Genomic DNA, 17,170 nt, shown 5'->3' on the forward strand with positions numbered 1-17,170 from the left:
GCATCTCCTTATGTACTGCAATTCTCTATGTAACTTTGAAATCAAAGTTAATTATTCTGAATTTTTACTTCCTGTAACGTGGAATCTGGATTGAACAACCACGCTAATGATTTGAGATTAGCCAGACTAAGAATGTAAAGCAATAGAGTGTAGGTTTGTTAGCCCTGTGGAGCCCTAGTGTTAACTTTTGTTTGAGTGTAGGACAGATAAGCTAAATTAGATGGGTAAATGGAATAATTAGAGGATCTAACTATTGTTCCGGGACACGATAGGGAGAAATATTATTTTTTGAAAAGGATGACTCTGACTGTTAATTCATCAAAATACAGCTGTTCTTCATGCGGAGGCGGGATAAGGCTAGATAATCTAGCCTTTAGAGTATGTGCTCAGAAAGAAATACTCAGCCCGAGGTTGGTTTGCCATTGGCTAAGCCATTCAGAATCGAAACGAATTTGGCAATCGGCACCGCTGCTTTGCAGTTGGCAGTCCCGCTTCGACTGGCCGTCGAGCCGGTTTGCTAACCACCGTGCTTCGAACACCAGACGGGTGTTGTGGCTGATTTTATATTCGGCGCCGGTAAAAACGCCTGCTGAAAACAGTAAATCTTCATCTAACCAGTCAACTTGCGAGACTGTGGTGCCCAGCGACAGGCCGAATATGGTATCGACCTGGGGGTAAGTCTGGTAGCGAACGGCACTTTGGAAATGAACGTAGGTCAGGGAGCCATCGCCTTGAATTCCTTTCATCTCGGTCGGCTGGTGGCTGATAAACAGCCCGACCCGGCCGTTGTCCATATCGGTTTCCAGCGCTAATGCAAGATGGGGATCATCCTGAACGCGTACTCTGCTTCCGTTTTCGTCGCTAGCGGATTCAGAAAAGCTGTAGCCGAAGTAGGGCGTGACATAAACTGCGTTTTCCGCAGCGGCGTGGGGGGACAGGGTTGTGAGCATCAGCAGTCCTATCACCGATGCAAGAGGCAGTACCTTCATAGCTAGATAAGATTCCTTTGACCTAAGTTAAGTTAATTGTGACAGCATTCTGAAAATGATGCGCTTTTATTGTAAATAAGCTTGAACTGACCCCCAATTAGGGTTAATAATGTGTTAAAACATTGCTTTGAGTGGGGAAATAAACATGGAATTCGATTTAAAACTAGCACTCTTAACTGCAGCGATCGTGATGAGTGTGCTGTTGAGTTTCGGTATTATCTCAGTCACCATGTAATGCCCTTGTTCTACAAGGGCTTTTAATGGTTTTTGTATCAATTAGACTATCGGTGATACGCTGTCAGCTGGACGTGGCCAACGAACTTTGACACGAGTGACTTTGATGAATCATCTGCCATTTAGTTTAAGCGATCTTGATTTACAGCGTGTTAACAGTTTCTCGACGAAACTCAGTGGCACCCGTAACCGGAAAATTGCCTTGGTGGTCCAGGGCGGTGGACAGCGGGGCATTTTTACTGCGGGTGTCTTTGACGCATTTCTTGAAGCCGGGTTCGACCCCTTTGAACTCTATATCGGTACTTCAGCCGGCGCCTTGAATCTCTCCTCTTTTATTAGTCGGCAACAGAAGTTTGGCTACCATTTCATCGTTGACTACACCACTGAAAACGAATTCTTCAATCTTTATAAATATCTGAGCAAGCAAAAACCCATGAATTTGGACTGGGCGATGCAACAGGTGGCAGAGCAAGGACCGTTGCAGTTGGATCTAGCAACCGCCCGACAGGTCTTGCGCCATCGTACGGCGCTGGCGTGTGCAACCCGCAAAGATACGCTGGAAGATATTTATCTGCCGATGTTCCAGGATGACTGGCAGGAAGTGCTGCGGGCTTCCTGTGCGATTCCGGTGCTGTATAACCTGCCGGTCAGTTTACGTGAACTGGAGTGGGTGGATGGTGGTGTCAGCGCTGCAGTGCCGGTGAAAGAAGCCTGGCACCGGGGGGCGGATTTAGTGGTTGTTGTCCGGACCGAGCCGTTACAGCGTCCGAAAGGTGAAGAAACCGGTGCATTCAACGACTGGCGGGAGAAAATTGAAGCCGTCCTGCCGGAATATATCGATAAGCTGAGCCTGAACCAGTCGTTGGACAAGGTTAAAGCGATCCGTACCGATCTGACGCAGCGATTTGAGCAATGGAAACTGTGGCACGACAAGCCGGTAAAGTGGCACGACAAGCCGGTGGAGGCTGATGACGCGTCGTTTCCGGAAAGCCGTGTCGCGCTCCCGCCGATGGAAATTGAGGCTGAACTCGAGGTCGAAGCCGTGGTGCCTGAACCCGTAGTCGGGGTTGAGAAGAGCAGTCAGTGGCGGTTGCTGTCGGCAGATAACATTGAGCGCTTTCTGGCCATCACCGGAAAGGGAAAAAGTACCGAAATTATCGAAATGCTGAACCGTTATTATCGCACTTATGAAGATCTGAACCAGTTCTTACTTGAGCCGCCGGACGGACTGAAAGTGATCCAAATCGCCCCGGAGCGGGCGTTGCGCAGTCGGGCGCTGCTCAGCGACAAGGATGATCTCGAAGTCGACTACCGCGAAGGCCGGCTCGTCGGGCGGCAGTTCCTGGAACACTTCGCCGAGCTGCTCAACGCGCAAACCACCCTGTTCCGCTAGTCGTCTGCTGGCTTTATCGGCCTGCGATACTCATTGCTCAATTTCTCTCCGAACGACCTGATGCTGGCTACCGGATGCCTGTGGGGTATCTGTCTGATATGATAAGGCTTTTATGATACGGTTTTGAACAGCTATTCCCGTGAAAACGGACAATCCGACAGACAAGGAGTATACCGTGCAGTCAGCTTATGTTGTCGATGGGATGTTGTGCCGCGCACACCAGTTCCAACTGCCTCTGGACTATGCGCAACCTGAAGGGGAGACCATCTCGGTTTTCGCTCGTGAAGTCGTTGCCAAAGACAAACAAGATCAGGATCTGCCCTGGTTGGTGTATCTACAGGGGGGACCGGGATTTCCGTCGCCACGTCCTGAGGCCAACGCGGGGTGGTTAAAGCGTGCATTGCAACAATATCGCGTGCTGCTTCTGGATCAGCGGGGAACCGGCAATAGCCAGGTGGTGAGTGCTCAGACTCTGGCCGGTCAATCTGTAGATGCGCAGGTTGCGTATCTGAGCCAGTTCCGGGCGGACAATATCGTCCGTGATGCTGAGGCGATTCGTGTTCAGCTTGGCATCGCGCAATGGTCGCTGTTAGGCCAGAGCTTCGGCGGCTTTTGCATTCTCACTTATTTGTCCGCGTATCCGGGCAGTTTGAGTCGCGCCTATATTACTGGCGGGATCCCGCCGCTGACCCGACACGCAGATGATGTGTATCGGGCGACTTACCAGCGGGTGCTGGATAAGAATGCGGCGTTTTTTGCCCAGTTCCCTGAGGCGCAGGTGCTGTGTTGCCAGATTGCCGATCACTTATTGCAATACGATGTCCGGTTGCCGAACGGTCAGCGCTTTACCGTGGAGCAATTTCAGTTGATCGGGATTAACCTGGGCCGCAGCGGTGGCGGGCTTGCTTTGTACCATCTGCTGGAACAAGCTTTTGTCGACGTCGATGGTCAGCCGACCCTCAGCTATAGCTTTCTCAATGCCATGCTGGCAGAGCAGTCTTACCAGACCAATCCGATTTACGCAATTTTGCACGAGTCGATTTATTGTCAGCATAGTGCGTCCAGCTGGTCTGCGCACCGGGTTCGGGATGAGTACCCGCAGTGTACGTATACATCGGGCCAGCCGTTTTGCTTCACTGGCGAAATGGTTTACCCCTGGATGTTTGACCAACTTGACACGCTGAAGCCACTGAAAGCGGCCGCGGAGATCCTGGCTGAGAAATCTGATTGGCCGCAGCTCTACGATCCGACGCAGTTGGCGAACAACCCGGTACCGGTTGCAGCCGCTGTCTATGTGGAAGATATGTATGTCGAGTTTGATTACAGCTGCGATACGCTGCGTCAGTTAGCCAACGCTAAAGCCTGGATGACCAACGAATATGAGCACAACGGGCTGCGCGCCGATGGTGAGCGGATCCTGGATCAGTTGATCTGGCTGGCTGATGAGCAGGAAGCGATCATCGCGCAGCGTCCATAATTATCGTTGGACTCACCCAGTCCGATGATGAGGTCGTCAATCATCCGTTTCGTGATGCTGAATGAAGGTGTATATTAATTGCAACTTAATAAGCAAGTGATGTACGGGAGCGGGTATGGCACGCAACAATGACAGATTGTCCGTCATCGGACTGATATCGGCCAATGTGCTGAGCTTTTGGCTGTTGGCGGCACATTTTCTCCGGGGTGGTGAGATCGGCTGGTTTTTGTGTTTATTGCTGCTGCCTGCCCCCCTGTGTGTCCGACAAGCCTGGGCTGCAAGGTTCATCCAGTTAGCGACATTGGCCGTGGCGTCTGGCTGGGTGATGATCACCGCCCAGATGTTGGTCGACCGTCTGATGATGGGAGAGAGCTGGGGGAGAATGTTGGTGATAATGGGCGCGGTGATCTGTCTGACGTTGCTGTCCGTCTGCACGTTTCTTCATCCGGCGATCGAGCGGCGTTATCGTTTGGTGTAGCACTTGAATGTAGCGCTTGCATAGAGATCTTGCCTGTATAGCTTGAATAAAGATCATGAATATCGCGCCGCAAGCGTGTCTGCCGAGATGCCGTCGAACGGAGACCCCATGTTTCAACTGTACGGAGAAGCAGTTTGATACTGCCGATTTGTCAGGGTGTTCTTACTCATCGCAGGATTGCGCCTGGGTGCATAATGACTTTCGGGGTGGATATGTTATAACATAACACATCGTGCACAAAGGGCGCTCAGTCTCCCGGACTGATGCGCTGAAGAAACACGGTTGCGCTGTTTTAGTGTAATAATTTTAGATATCATCTAGGCCATACCAAGGCGTGTTCAATTGCCCCAGAACATCTTAAACAACAACTTAGGATGGCGATTGGACATGAAGTCACATGACCGGCAATGATGGACGGGACGAATGGCTGCTTCAGGCAGGCGGGGTGCGCTGGCATTGTATTCGTTCGGGTCTCATTGCTGATGCGGAAATATTAGGAACAACATGGTGAATGTTAGGGCACGTGTGCCTTTTAAAGTGGGCTTGCAGAGTAACATCGCGGCCGAACTGCTTTCTTTCAACGGCCTTGAATCAGGGAAAGAGCATGTTGCCCTGATTTTTCAGGAAGCGGACAAACGCTCTGTCCCGCCTTTGGTTCGGATGCACTCAGAGTGCCTGACTGGAGATGTGTTTCACTCTTCACGGTGTGACTGTGGTGAGCAGTTGGATGAAACGATCCAAAAAATGGGTGCAGAGGGTGGTGTACTTCTGTACTTGCGTCAGGAAGGACGCGGGATTGGCCTCTATAACAAGATTGATGCCTATGAGTTGCAAAGCCAGGGCATGAACACCTATGAAGCCAACAACCATTTGGGGTTTGGTGACGATCTGCGGGATTTCAGTGAAGCGGCGTTTATGCTGAAAGCACTGGGGATCTCAACCATCCGTTTGGTGACCAACAACCCGAAAAAAATCAAAGAACTGGAAGATAACGGGATTGAGATTGCTGAAGTTGTCGGGACCAAGGCGCATGTTAAAGAGGGCAACGAGCAGTACCTGCGGACGAAAGCCAGCCACGGCAAGCACCGGTTCAATTTCGATTAAAGCGATATCCAACCTGAATCATCAAACCCTGCCTGGCAGGGTTTTTTATTATCTATTTTCACATTAAAGAGCAAAAACATGCTCTGTGGTTGAAGTTATTCATTAGATATACTAATCCAAATCATAATAAACTTTCGTGCTGATGCCGAGTTAAATGCTTGCCAGGTTTTACCTTCCGGATTAGTATCTCCACCATAAAACAGTACTTGAATCTAAGTATCTGCAAAAACTGAGTATCAAGTTTTATCAGTTGATTAGATTTGGTTTTTTATCCTGCCTTTTGGCTGTTTTTCTCTGATTTAGACAAGTTTTCATTATTTTATTCTGTGATGAGGGATAGGTTGTGTTCCAGCAATCTTCTGCTGCCGGTATGGCAAAGCTGTTATTTTTAATAATCATTCTGGCGGCTGCCGGTCAAATGACCCAGACCATGTACGTGCCGTCGATCCCGGCCATGTCAGCCTATTTTACCGTCGAGTCCTCTTACTTGCAGGCGGTGATGGCCGCATATTTGATCCCTTATGGCTTATCGCAGTTTATCTATGGCCCGTTATCTGATCGCATCGGCCGTCGACCGGTGATCCTGATGGGGATGACGATCTTCCTGCTTGGCACCGTGGGGGCCTTGCTGGCGCCGAACTATGACCTGTTTCTATTGGCCAGTTTTGTTCAGGGCATTGGCACCGGTTGTGGTGGTGCTATGTGCCGGACAGTGACCCGAGACTGCTACGAAGGGGACCAATTGCACCGAGCCAACAGCTTGGTGAGCATGGGGGTGATCTTCTCACCATTGATTGCGCCGGTGCTGGGCGGCTATTTATCCTCGGCATTTGACTGGCATGCCAGTTATGTTTTCCTGCTGATTTTCGGCGCGGCGATCACGCTGGCGATGATGGCTTGGTTTAAGGAAACACTACCGACAGAGCGGCGCCGGAACGAGCGGGTGTGGCAAAGCTACCGGTATGTGTTGTCAAGCCGTCGTTTTCAGGGATATGTTTTGTGTCTGGTGGCGACCTTTGCGGGTCTGGCCGTCTTTGAAGCTGCGGCGGGCGTATTGCTCGGCAGTGTGCTCAAGCTGGATCCGACAACGGTGAGCTGGCTGTTTGTCGTGCCACTGCCGGGTTATCTGGCCGGCTCCTGGATGTCAGCTCGGCTGATGAAGCGTCTGGGCAGCGCACGGGTGTTATTTCTGGGAATGTGTGCAGTGCTCCTGGGGACCGGGACGATCTTGCTGCCGGGCCTGGCGGGACTTGTGACGGTGAATTCACTGATTGGTGGTGCCTTTATCTATTTCATCGGAGCCGGTGTCCTGTTTCCGGCGGCGACGACGGCTGCGATTGAACCGTTTCCGCATCATGCCGGAACGGCTGGTGCGATCCTGGGCGGCTTGCAGAACCTGGGGGCCGGGCTGGCAACCTTAGCTGCGTCGCTGATGCGTGTGGATGATCAACTGAGCCTGGGGATGGTGATGGCGGTGATGGCGCTGCTGGTGGCATTTAGTCTGGTTTGGGTGCGTCGTGGCAGTCATCAGGATACGCCGGTGATGGCGTAAGCGTGAATCGTTCGGGTGTGCTTGGCAGTTGAATTTTTTCATATCAACATCAACACCCGCACAAACGTCCTCACGAACAAAAATTAAGGGAGCCAGTGGCTCCCTTTTGTATTCGTGCTGGCGCAATCGCGTTCACTGAATCGGCGTTAGTCGCGCTTCCACAGAATGTGGCAGAACTTGTTGTCCGGGTCGCGGCTGACCAGCATGCGGGCGAAGACATCATCCAGCTCGTCATTTTCTTCGTTCACCAGCCCGATACGCACTTCGGCAAACACGTCTTTATCGACATCAAACCCGACATGTTCGGCCCAGTCGTCTTTGGTTTCAACCAGCTCAGCAGCACCGCGGTCTTCAAACTGCGCGGTGAACAGGATCACGTCCGCCGGTTCCAGGCTGTCGGCAGCCATCTCAAGAAAAATATCGTAAGCCGCGTCAATGACATCGTCATAGTCGATCAGGTTTGATGTATCCATAAACTCGTTAAATCTCAAGTGTGAGTGAGCCTGAATTATATACTGAAACGGCATCAAGATGCGATGGCTCGTCAGCGGCGGATGATGTGCAAACGTGGAAGATGCTTACCGGTGATTGAGTTCAGTGGCTGCATCTGACACAGACCAGTTTCATCTTCGGGATCTGCGCTGTTTTGAGCAACTTGGTGACAGAGACGTCAGTGCCACGAGAAAAACACCGCGAATCGATCGCAGTGATTCGTTCAGGGGGGATGATTTGCTAGAATTGCGGACCTTAAACACCGTTCTTGATCGTGTAATCAATTGGAAAGGATAAAGCGTGGCACGTACTCTCCCTGTCATTGACGGCACAACGCCGTTTCAGGATGAATATTTGCCGGTCCTGTTGGATGCTGTGAAACAGCTCAAGGCCGGTTTGGGCAAAAACCTGCACAGCATTTATGTTCACGGCAGTGTGGCCCGACGCGCAGCCAGACCCGGTAAATCGGATTTAAACCTGACGCTGATTCTGGAGCGACCGCTGAATGTCTCGGAGCAGTCGGTTCTGAGCACCTTACGCTGGCGCATTGCTTCGCATCACCCCATCATCCCCGCTGTGGATTTGAAAGTCGGCGAACTGGCGGAGGTGTTGTCACTGGACGCGATTTTTCGCTGGGGTTTCTGGCTCAAGCATTGTTGTCTCTGTTTGTATGGTGACGATTTGGCCAGCCGCTTTGGTTGTTTTGAGGCCAGTTGGGATATTGCCAAAGCGATGAACGGGGATATCAAAACGGAGCTCAGTGAATACCGTACCAAAATAATGGCCACCAAAGTGGTGGCGAATTATCTCGATTACTGTGAAGCGGTTGCCCGGAAAATGCTCTGGAGCTGCTATTCACTGGTCATGCATCGGGAACAACGTTTAGCGCTCTCTTTGCCGCAGTGTGCGGATGCCTTTCTGCGGCATTATCCTGACAAGGCCCTCGATATCGAGCGTTTGTTTATCCTGGTGGAGCGGACTCAGGTGCCGAAAAAAGCGTCGCTGTTTATGGTTGAGTCGTTCGGCGGCTGGATCGTGGCTGAATTTGATAAAATTGATCGTAAGATTGGTTGATGGACATCGCCTGCCTGCTGATGTCACCGGAAGTTCTCTGAGGTATTTTTGCAAACGCAACGAACAGGCTTTGTGCTGACCAGGCAGAGCAGAGATTCACGCGGTCAGACTGAGATCGTGCTTTGGGTCAAAACGGATGAAGGACCGTGCCGCCTGGTGGTGCAGGGTGATCATCCGGTCTGCTTTATTCCAGAAAATGATTATCCGCATGCGGAGCGGCTGCTGCGCGAGGCCGGGATCCCGGCGACCTGGCGTCCCTTGCCGATGAAAAACTTTCAACATCAGCGCATGTATGGCTGTTACAGCCAGACGGTCAGAGACAGTTTGCAGGGGGCGGCCTTGCTTCGCAGCGAGCACATTGAACCTTTTGAAGCCGATATTCGTCTGGCGGATCGTTTTTTGATGGAGCGGTTTATCCGTGGTGGTATTGCTTTTGCCGGGGTCAGCCTGCCCCGGGCTGGTTATACCGATGTTCAGCAGGTGAAAGCCAAAGCTGCTGACTATATTCCCCGACTGTCTGTGGTTTCTCTGGATATCGAATGTTCTGAAAAAGGCATCCTGTATTCGGTTGGACTGCATAGTGAGATGGATAGCCGGGTGATCATGGTCGGGGCACCGAAACCCGATGATGAGCCGGTGGACTGGATCCAGTGGGTTGCCTCCGAGAAAGAATTGCTGCAGGCCCTGGAGCAGTGGTTCTTCCGGTTTGATCCGGATATTGTGATTGGCTGGAACGTGATTGATTTTGACTGCCGTCTGCTGATGAAGCGCGCCGAGTGGCACCAACTGCCGCTGCGGATCGGGCGGGGCGGACAAACCCCGCACTGGCGTCAGTCGAGCCAGAACCCTAACCAGGGGTTTATCACGGTGCCGGGACGGGTGGTGCTGGACGGGATCGATACCCTGAAAACAGCAACCTACAATTTCCGCTCCTGGTCGCTGGAGTCGGTGTCACAGGAGTTGCTGGGGGAAGGGAAGCAGATCCACAACGTCCATGACCGAATGGCGGAAATCAACCAGATGTTCCGTCACGACAAGCTGTCCCTGGCACGCTACAACTTGCAGGACTGCAAATTGGTGACGCGGATTTTTGACAAAACACATTTGCTCGATTTTGTCATCGAGCGTAGCCGGCTGACCGGGGTGGAGCTGGATCGCGTCGGCGGCTCCGTTGCTGCCTTTACCAACCTTTATTTGCCACAGTTGCACCGGGCCGGGTATGTTGCGCCCAGCCTCGACAGCGACAACTGGATTGCCAGCCCGGGCGGTTACGTCATGGATTCCAAGCCGGGCCTGTATGATTCGGTGCTGGTGCTGGATTTCAAGTCGCTGTATCCCTCGATAATTCGTTCGTTCCGCATCGATCCGCTGGGATTGGTTGAAGGGCTGTTGCTCGAAGAGGGCAAGGCGGACGACCAAGCCATTGCCGGATTCCGGGGCGGACGTTTCCATCGTGAAAAACACTTCCTGCCGGAAATGATCGAAGCCTTATGGTCGGCCCGGGATCAGGCCAAGCGTGACGGGGAGAAAGCGTTTTCTCAGGCGATTAAGATCATCATGAACTCATTTTACGGCGTGCTGGGTTCATCGGGTTGTCGGTTTTTTGATCACCGTCTGGCGTCGTCAATCACCATGCGGGGCCATGAAATCATGAAAACGACCCGTGAGCTGATTGAAGGCAAAGGCTATGAGGTGATTTACGGCGATACCGACTCGACTTTTGTGTCGTTAAAGCGGGCTCACGATGGGGCGGATGCCGATGCCATCGGACAAGCCTTGGTTACTTATATTAACCAGTGGTGGCGGGAGCATCTGCGGCAAACCTACAACCTGGAATCGGCCCTGGAGCTGGAATATGAAACGCATTATCACAAGTTTCTGATGCCGACGATTCGCGGTCAGGAAACCGGCAGCAAAAAGCGCTACGCTGGTCTGGTGAAACGAGGCGACGAGGAAACCATAGTCTACAAAGGGCTGGAAACCGTCCGGACGGACTGGACCGCGCTGGCTCAGGAATTTCAGCAGCAGTTGTACCACCGCGTCTTCCATCATCTGGATGTGGAAGATTATGTACGCCAGTATGTCGAACAGACCAACAGCGGGGCATTTGATGATAAGCTGGTGTATCGCAAAAGGTTACGTCGTCACTTATCTGAGTATCAGAAAAATGTGCCGCCCCATGTCCGGGCAGCGCGGATGGCGGATGAAGTGAACCGCCAGCAGGGCAGGCCACTGCAATATCAGAACGGTGGCTGGATCGAGTATTTGATCACACTGAACGGCCCGGAGCCGAAGGAGGCCTTGCAGAGTACGGTTGATTACCACCACTATATTGAAAAGCAACTCAAACCGGTTGCCGACGGAATTTTACCCTTTATCGGCAAACACTTTGATGAGATCACTGCGCCGCAGCTGGGTCTGTTTTAACGGCGATAGCCGCCCCCAGCGCCCGGATGACTTTTCCTGACGGTTTCTTTTCGTTTAGTATGCTCAGAGAGCAACGAGCAAGCGGTCTATGATCAATAGAATATAGTCAGTACGGGAGGATGAATGGAACAGCTGGAATTTTTTTCTATTCCCAGCCCGTGCGTGGGCGTGTGCCAGGTGAATGAGCGCGGGTACTGTAAGGGCTGCATGCGTAATCGGGAAGAGCGTTTTAACTGGCAGAAGATGACCGCGGCTGAGCAGCGCAATACCATTCGCTTGTGTCGTCAGCGCTATCTTCGTTTGCGGAGGCAGGCTATTGCGGTGCAGGTACAGGGGGAGAGTCAACCGGAAACGGCCCCTGAGGATCCTCAGACTTCTTTATTTGATGAGTAGCGGTGTTGATAAACGAATCAAGTACGGAAATAAAAAAAAGCGCCGCAAGGGCGCTTTTTTCGATGAGATGAACTCGCATTAGATGCGGATGAAGTCCATGTGCTCAACTTTTGGTTTGAACGGGTGACGTTGGATGTCTTGTGGCTTCACCTGAACTTCAGCGCCGTCGATTACCAGAGTGATCGCTTCGTAGAAAGATGCGTCATCCATTTTGTTGATCACGTCATCGTGCTTCAGGACGATAGCAACTGGTGCTGCTTCACCACCGTAAACGATTGCTGGGAATTTACCTTCGTGACGTAGGCGGCGGCTCGCACCTTTACCCAGGTCAGTACGTACTACTGCTTCAAATTTCATCTTAAAATCTCTTTAAGTTAACTAAATAAGACAATCGAGTAATGCGACCTTACTCAATGTCGTAAATCGAGCGCGGATACTAACATTGCCCTGGCCGTGGGGCAAGAGAAAACACCTTGAGCCGTGAGAAAAAACTGCGCTTTATCATCGACCAGTGACCTCTTCATCAGATTGCCTGAAATCTGAACGCCTCTCCGGGCTGACCAGTCTGAGGGGCGTATTCCTATGACTCGAAATGCAAATAATAGGAATACAGATAAATGCAAGCAAAACTTTGCCATTCCGAGAGGTATTTAGGAAAAATTGATCCAGATCACTGTGATAATAATAGTAATTCTCATTTTTATTTGTAATACTGCGGCTATAGTTTCTTATCGATAATAATGTTATTAAGCAGGGGTTATGAAATCTAAGCTCAGTCTTGTGGCCAGCGCCGTTGTTCTTGCGATGTCACCAACACTTCAGGCTCAGGAAAGTGTTTCCGTTTTTGATGAGATCGTGGTTTCAGGGACACGCTCAGAAGCCAGCATCAAGGATGTGCCGGGGAGTATTTCGAAAGTCGACTCAGACAGCATTGAAAAAAACTTGTCGGCCGATCTCCAGCAGGCGCTGAAATATGAGCCGGGTGTGACGGTGAATGGTCAGGGTCGTTTCGGGATGGCAGACTTCACGATCCGAGGGATGAGTGGCAATCGCGTGAAGGTGCTGGTCGATGGCGTCGAGCAGCCTTCATCGTATAACCCAGGTGCTGATGCGATGCGGATGAATGCGAATACCTATGAGGTGGATACGCTGACCGCAATCGAAGTGAATAAAGGCCCGGCCTCGACCCTGTACGGCAGTGATGCGCTGGGCGGTACGGTGCTGATGCGCACTAAGAACCCGGAAGATGTACTGCAAGCCGGGGATGATACGCACGTCGGTGTGAAAACCGGTTATGCCAGTGCCAGTGATGAGTACAAAGCCACCCTTGAGCTGGCCAATCGCACCGGTGATCTGGAAACCTTGCTGATCTATACCCATCGTGACGGCCATGAAACCGAAACTCATGGGGACGGGGCAGAAATCGAAGGGCCGGAACGCGGCGCAGCCGATCCGCAGAACCTGACCTCACACAATGTGCTGGGTAAAGCATTCTACCAGATCAATGATCATCACCGCGTAGGTCTGGTCGGGGAATACTATACCCGAAGCGCAGACGGCCGGACGTTGTCGCGAGAAGGCTTTGACGGCGGTCGGGGCATGTTCCCGGGGTTTGTCTACACCAATGTTCGTACCGATGATAAAGATGAGCGGGTTCGCCTGGGGATTGAACACGAATGGCTGGCGGGCAATGCTGCTTTTGATGCGTTGAACTGGACGCTGAGCTGGAGCCAGAATAAAACCGAGCACGATAACATGGACCATACCGGCCGTTACGGCAACCGGAATCGGGTGCGACAGGGTGAAAATGAAAGCCTGCAATTTGATATTCAGCTTGAGAAAGAGTTGACGCTGGCCGGGAATCGTCATGCACTGACTTACGGCGCAGCGGCATCGGATGCTTCGTTTGAACTGGATTATACCGATTACTTCCTGGATCGCGGTACATCGGGTGCAGGCGATACCGAGGTTCCTGAATCTGATTCAGAAAAGCGTGCGGTGTTTATCCAGGATCAGATGTATTTCATGGCGGATCAGCTGGTGGTGACCGCAGGCCTGCGCTATGACGATTATACCGCGACGCCGGATCAAGCATCGGGACTGACCGAGCACAATAGTGATGCGCTGACGGCGCGACTGGGGGCGGTGTATCACTGGAACCAGAATTTCAGTACTTATGCGCAATACAGTGAGGGCTTCCGCTCTCCGAGTATCTATGAGTTGTACTATGACAAGGACAACTCATCTCGTGGCTACCGGATTGTATCGAACCCGGATCTGAAGCCGGAAGAAAGCCGTTCGTATGAAGTCGGCATGCGTGCCGATCATCGCACCGGTGCCGTGGAGCTGGCCGCGTTCTACAACGACTACAGCAACTTCATCAAGAGCAGCACAACCACGGACAATGGTCTGGATATCACGACCAACGAAAACGTAGATGAAGCTGAAATCTACGGGGTCGAATTCAAGGGCAGCCTGTGGTTGGATGAAATGGTCGGCGCGCCGATGGGCTCTTATGCCCGACTGTCGGTGGCTTACCTGGATGGTGAGGACAAGCGCACCGGTGAAAGTCTGGACACTATTGCGCCGCTAACGGCCGTGATTGGTCTGGGTTACGATGCGCCGAACGACAACTGGGGGAGCGCCCTGAATGTCACGCTGGTCGATGATAAATCGGGGAGTGACTGGGAAGCTGCCGAGAAGCCGAACGTGAAGGCACCGGGTTATGCAGTGGTTGATCTGACTGCGTACTATCGTCCGGTGAATGACCTAACGCTTCGTGCGGGTCTGTTCAACGCCTTGGATAAGAAGTACTGGCAGTATCAGGACCTGGAAGGGGTGACTGCCTCTGAGCAGGGAATTGACCGCCGCACACAGCCTGGCCGTAACTGGGGCGTAACGCTGGATTACCGCTTCTAAGCGCAATCTCTGCTCACAAAGCTGACTGAAACGAAAGCCGCATGTTCTGCATGCGGCTTTTCTGTATGTGGTTTTTGGGGATGTAGCTTGATCTGTTTAGGGCGTTTAGGATTTCTGGTACTGGTCCAAATCAAACAGCTTGTCCCGGATGGCCCAGAAGCGACCGTTTTTGCGGGCGATGATGATCTCCGGTGGGCGCAGGCGGTGTTCATGACTGGCAACTTTGGTCGGGGCGGTGTCGGTGAATGGCCGGTGGCGATCAACCAGGTGCGGGTTGATGAACTTGCGCAGGAATTCATCTTTTTGGCCTTTGGTCGACAGCGTCCAGACTTCGCTGATTTCAGACCCTTCATCGCTGGTATAGATCACTTTGAGCTGCGGTTTGTTAAATTTGTTTTTGCCTGGTTCCAGACGCAGGTCGGTACATTTCATGATCATCGCGTCTTTGAGTTTCAGTGCATCACGCAGCTTTTTATCCGGATCCACCATCACCGCATCGCAGACATGGCAGCGGCGGGCGGCAATGTCGTTGTCTGCACCGCATTCTTCGCAGTATTTGGCCCGGAAACGGTAACCACACTCTTCGCGCTCGCCGGTGTCGTCATCTTCGAAGTAACCCTGGCAGCGACGGCCGTAATGCTCAATCAGAAAACCGGCGGCATCCAGTTTGCCCCAGAAGCTGTTGTTAAAGCCACATGCCGGGCAGGGCACCATGATCACTTCACTGTCGCTGTCTGGCTTGGGATCGCCGACCTCCGGCTGGTACAGGTCATAGCAGTTCCCGGCATACTCCAGCACCAGACAGTCTTTTTTGCCTTCAAACAGGCGCAGACCACGGCCGACAATTTGCTGATACAGGCTGATGGATTCGGTTGGGCGCAGAATGGCAATCAAATCGACATGCGGGGCGTCAAACCCGGTGGTCAGTACCGAAACGTTGACCAGATATTTGATTTCCTGGCGCTTGAATGCATCAATGATCCGGTCGCGCTCATCGAGCGGGGTATCGCCGATGACCAGTGCGGCATTTTCGCCGCTCAGATAGCCCATGATTTCCTGCGCATGATTGACCGTGGACGCAAAAATCATTACCCCACGACGGTCTTTGGCATAGTCGCGAACCTGATCGATGATCATCGGGGTTGCGCGGCCGGACTGCTCAATCACACTGTCGAGGTCGGCTTCGCGGTACTTGCCGTTGGAGGCTGGGGTCAGGCTGGAAAAGTCATAGCCGATCACCGCCATGTCCATGATCTTGGGTTCGGTCAGGAATCCCTCATCCAGCAGATAGCGGATCGGCAGCTCGAAAATACAATCGCGGAAGAAGCGATCCTGCTCGGTCCGGACTTGGCCACGGGTATGATACTTGTAAATCCAGCCCATGCCTAAGCGGTAGGGGGTCGCGGTTAAGCCCAGGATCTTGATCCCCGGATTGATGGTTTGCAGATGGCTGATCACCCGGCGGTAAGCACTGTTTTCATCATCCGGCACCCGGTGGCACTCATCAATGACCAGCAGGGAGAATTCGTTGGCAAACTGATCCAGGCTGTTGGCCATTGACTGTACTGACGCGAAAACCACCTGGCGGTCGGTTTCCTTGCGGCCCAGACCGGCTGAGAAAATCGAGGCCTTGAGGCCGTAGCTTTCATATTTGCTGTGGTTCTGCTCAACCAGCTCCTTCACGTGGGTCAGCACCAGTACCCGGCCCCGGGCAATGCGGGCCAGTTCCGCCACCACCAGGCTTTTACCCGCACCGGTCGGCAGGGTAAGGACCGCCGGGGTGCTGTGCTTGCGAAAGTAATGAATGGTCGCTTTGACACTGTCTTGCTGGTAGGGGCGAAGGGTGTACATATCTGGGTGGCTACTTTTCAGGAAAACAATGGAGAAACAAGCGCAAAGTGTACCTGAAGTGCGGGGAGAATAGCGAGGGTCGTGTGTTCCAGAACGGCTCACGGGAATGTGAGCCGTATTTTTAGTGCCGGTTGGGCTCCGGCGAGACCGGCCTGATGTCGTTCGCTTATGCCTAGGAGGCGATATTGAGCGTGACTTTTTCCTGCTTGATCACTTTAGTCATCAGGCAGAACTGGCGGCGAGGAATAAAGCCGTGTTTTTCATAGAAGCTCCGGGCACCGGAGTTCCCGATATTGACTTCCAGCGAGAGGGCATGCACCCCGGCTTCTCCCATATGTTTTTCAATTTGCGGGATGAGCTCAGTCCCGATACCTTGCTGGCGCCACTCGGGCTTGAGATAGAACTGATCGATGAGGCCGATCCGTCCGCCATGTTCCACGCTAAAGCTATAGCTGATCACAATATGGCCGGCGATGATTTTTTCGCCTTCTTGTTCCACTTCAATGAACCACGCCTGGCCCAGTTCCGGGTTATTCAGGAGTTGATGGATCGCCTGGCTCGTTTGTTCGAACTTCTGCGGCAGCACTTCGTACTCAAAGAGTTCTTCAACCAGTTTTAACAGGACATCCGTTGAAGACAAGCTTGGCGCAACGAGTGAGATATTCATAGTACGACCTTATTGGTTAGGTTTTGCATTGAATCCTTTCAGGTAAAGCAGTGCGTTTATACGTGATCTGCTCATATGTATAAAGACCTCGAAATCACATAAATGTTCTATTCTTTGTTG

15 protein-coding genes are annotated in these 17,170 nt (G+C 52.3%); 10 read left to right on the forward strand and 5 right to left on the reverse strand.

Annotated elements, in window-relative coordinates; all coding sequences use genetic code 11:
- Window positions 1-386 precede the first annotated feature (386 nt).
- Window positions 387-989 carry a hypothetical protein gene (locus NH461_RS07140; protein ID WP_261602545.1) on the reverse strand — a complete coding sequence of 201 codons (603 nt, stop codon included), beginning with the start codon at window positions 987-989 and terminating at the stop codon, window positions 387-389.
- A gap of 145 nt (window positions 990-1,134) precedes the next feature.
- Here NH461_RS07140 and NH461_RS25810 point away from each other — a divergent pair, with 145 nt between their 5' ends.
- The 6 genes from NH461_RS25810 (at window position 1,135) to emrD (ending at window position 7,227) form a co-directional block, all read left to right on the forward strand.
- Window positions 1,135-1,224, forward strand: coding sequence for a YnhF family membrane protein (locus NH461_RS25810; protein ID WP_410000097.1), 90 nt, complete (start codon window positions 1,135-1,137; stop codon window positions 1,222-1,224).
- 105 nt (window positions 1,225-1,329) lie between these two features.
- On the forward strand, window positions 1,330-2,616 hold the full coding sequence (locus tag NH461_RS07145) for a patatin family protein (protein WP_261602546.1): 1,287 nt from the start codon (window positions 1,330-1,332) through the stop codon (window positions 2,614-2,616).
- A 175-nt stretch (window positions 2,617-2,791) separates the two neighbouring features.
- Entirely contained in the window at window positions 2,792-4,093 is a 1,302-nt protein-coding gene (locus tag NH461_RS07150; RefSeq protein ID WP_261602547.1) for an alpha/beta hydrolase, read from the forward strand.
- Between the two features lie 115 nt (window positions 4,094-4,208).
- Window positions 4,209-4,571: a hypothetical protein gene (locus NH461_RS07155; RefSeq protein WP_261602548.1), complete on the forward strand. Its 363-nt coding sequence runs from the start codon at window positions 4,209-4,211 to the stop codon at window positions 4,569-4,571.
- A gap of 504 nt (window positions 4,572-5,075) precedes the next feature.
- Window positions 5,076-5,675, forward strand: a complete 600-nt coding sequence (ribA, locus tag NH461_RS07160) for a GTP cyclohydrolase II (RefSeq protein WP_261602549.1) — start codon at window positions 5,076-5,078, stop codon at window positions 5,673-5,675.
- A gap of 370 nt (window positions 5,676-6,045) precedes the next feature.
- Entirely contained in the window at window positions 6,046-7,227 is a 1,182-nt protein-coding gene (emrD, locus tag NH461_RS07165; protein WP_261602855.1) for a multidrug efflux MFS transporter EmrD, read from the forward strand.
- A 146-nt stretch (window positions 7,228-7,373) separates the two neighbouring features.
- On the opposite strand, the gene NH461_RS07170 is transcribed toward emrD, so the two are convergent.
- The gene (locus NH461_RS07170; protein ID WP_261602550.1) at window positions 7,374-7,700 is read right to left on the reverse strand and encodes an HI1450 family dsDNA-mimic protein; all 327 of its coding nucleotides are present in this window, start codon (window positions 7,698-7,700) and stop codon (window positions 7,374-7,376) included.
- Between the two features lie 319 nt (window positions 7,701-8,019).
- Between NH461_RS07170 and NH461_RS07175 the strand changes: the two genes are divergently transcribed.
- From NH461_RS07175 to NH461_RS07185, 3 genes are all read left to right on the forward strand, one after another.
- Entirely contained in the window at window positions 8,020-8,793 is a 774-nt protein-coding gene (locus NH461_RS07175; protein WP_261602551.1) for a nucleotidyltransferase domain-containing protein, read from the forward strand.
- Window positions 8,794-8,841: 48 nt separating this feature from the next.
- Window positions 8,842-11,220 (forward strand): DNA polymerase II, encoded by a 2,379-nt coding sequence (locus NH461_RS07180; protein ID WP_261602552.1) that lies wholly within the window; start codon window positions 8,842-8,844, stop codon window positions 11,218-11,220.
- Between the two features lie 123 nt (window positions 11,221-11,343).
- Window positions 11,344-11,613: a DUF1289 domain-containing protein gene (locus NH461_RS07185; protein ID WP_261602553.1), complete on the forward strand. Its 270-nt coding sequence runs from the start codon at window positions 11,344-11,346 to the stop codon at window positions 11,611-11,613.
- A gap of 78 nt (window positions 11,614-11,691) precedes the next feature.
- Here the strand turns inward: NH461_RS07185 and rplY are convergent, their stop codons facing one another.
- Window positions 11,692-11,970, reverse strand: a complete 279-nt coding sequence (rplY, locus tag NH461_RS07190) for a 50S ribosomal protein L25 (RefSeq protein WP_261602554.1) — start codon at window positions 11,968-11,970, stop codon at window positions 11,692-11,694.
- Between the two features lie 402 nt (window positions 11,971-12,372).
- On the opposite strand from rplY, the gene NH461_RS07195 reads away from it, so the two are divergent.
- Entirely contained in the window at window positions 12,373-14,532 is a 2,160-nt protein-coding gene (locus tag NH461_RS07195; protein ID WP_261602555.1) for a TonB-dependent hemoglobin/transferrin/lactoferrin family receptor, read from the forward strand.
- A 105-nt stretch (window positions 14,533-14,637) separates the two neighbouring features.
- Here the strand turns inward: NH461_RS07195 and NH461_RS07200 are convergent, their stop codons facing one another.
- Window positions 14,638-16,383 carry a DEAD/DEAH box helicase gene (locus NH461_RS07200; RefSeq protein WP_261602556.1) on the reverse strand — a complete coding sequence of 582 codons (1,746 nt, stop codon included), beginning with the start codon at window positions 16,381-16,383 and terminating at the stop codon, window positions 14,638-14,640.
- Between the two features lie 172 nt (window positions 16,384-16,555).
- The gene (locus NH461_RS07205; protein WP_261602557.1) at window positions 16,556-17,050 is read right to left on the reverse strand and encodes a GNAT family N-acetyltransferase; all 495 of its coding nucleotides are present in this window, start codon (window positions 17,048-17,050) and stop codon (window positions 16,556-16,558) included.
- Window positions 17,051-17,170 lie beyond the last annotated feature (120 nt).

Origin of the sequence: Photobacterium sp. TY1-4 (assembly GCF_025398175.1) — a bacterium.
Lineage (GTDB): Bacteria > Pseudomonadota > Gammaproteobacteria > Enterobacterales > Vibrionaceae > Photobacterium.

Bases quoted from the DNA above. Each gene is read 5' to 3' on its own strand.
- NH461_RS07140 (WP_261602545.1), bottom strand. From the start codon at position 989: ATGAAGGTACTGCCTCTTGCATCGGTGATAGGACTGCTGATGCTCACA.
- NH461_RS25810 (WP_410000097.1), top strand. From the start codon at position 1,135: ATGGAATTCGATTTAAAACTAGCACTCTTAACTGCAGCGATCGTGATG.
- NH461_RS07145 (WP_261602546.1), top strand. From the start codon at position 1,330: ATGAATCATCTGCCATTTAGTTTAAGCGATCTTGATTTACAGCGTGTT.
- NH461_RS07155 (WP_261602548.1), top strand. From the start codon at position 4,209: ATGGCACGCAACAATGACAGATTGTCCGTCATCGGACTGATATCGGCC.
- ribA (WP_261602549.1), top strand. From the start codon at position 5,076: ATGGTGAATGTTAGGGCACGTGTGCCTTTTAAAGTGGGCTTGCAGAGT.
- emrD (WP_261602855.1), top strand. From the start codon at position 6,046: ATGGCAAAGCTGTTATTTTTAATAATCATTCTGGCGGCTGCCGGTCAA.
- NH461_RS07170 (WP_261602550.1), bottom strand. From the start codon at position 7,700: ATGGATACATCAAACCTGATCGACTATGACGATGTCATTGACGCGGCT.
- NH461_RS07185 (WP_261602553.1), top strand. From the start codon at position 11,344: ATGGAACAGCTGGAATTTTTTTCTATTCCCAGCCCGTGCGTGGGCGTG.
- rplY (WP_261602554.1), bottom strand. From the start codon at position 11,970: ATGAAATTTGAAGCAGTAGTACGTACTGACCTGGGTAAAGGTGCGAGC.
- NH461_RS07195 (WP_261602555.1), top strand. From the start codon at position 12,373: ATGAAATCTAAGCTCAGTCTTGTGGCCAGCGCCGTTGTTCTTGCGATG.
- NH461_RS07200 (WP_261602556.1), bottom strand. From the start codon at position 16,383: ATGTACACCCTTCGCCCCTACCAGCAAGACAGTGTCAAAGCGACCATT.
- NH461_RS07205 (WP_261602557.1), bottom strand. From the start codon at position 17,050: ATGAATATCTCACTCGTTGCGCCAAGCTTGTCTTCAACGGATGTCCTG.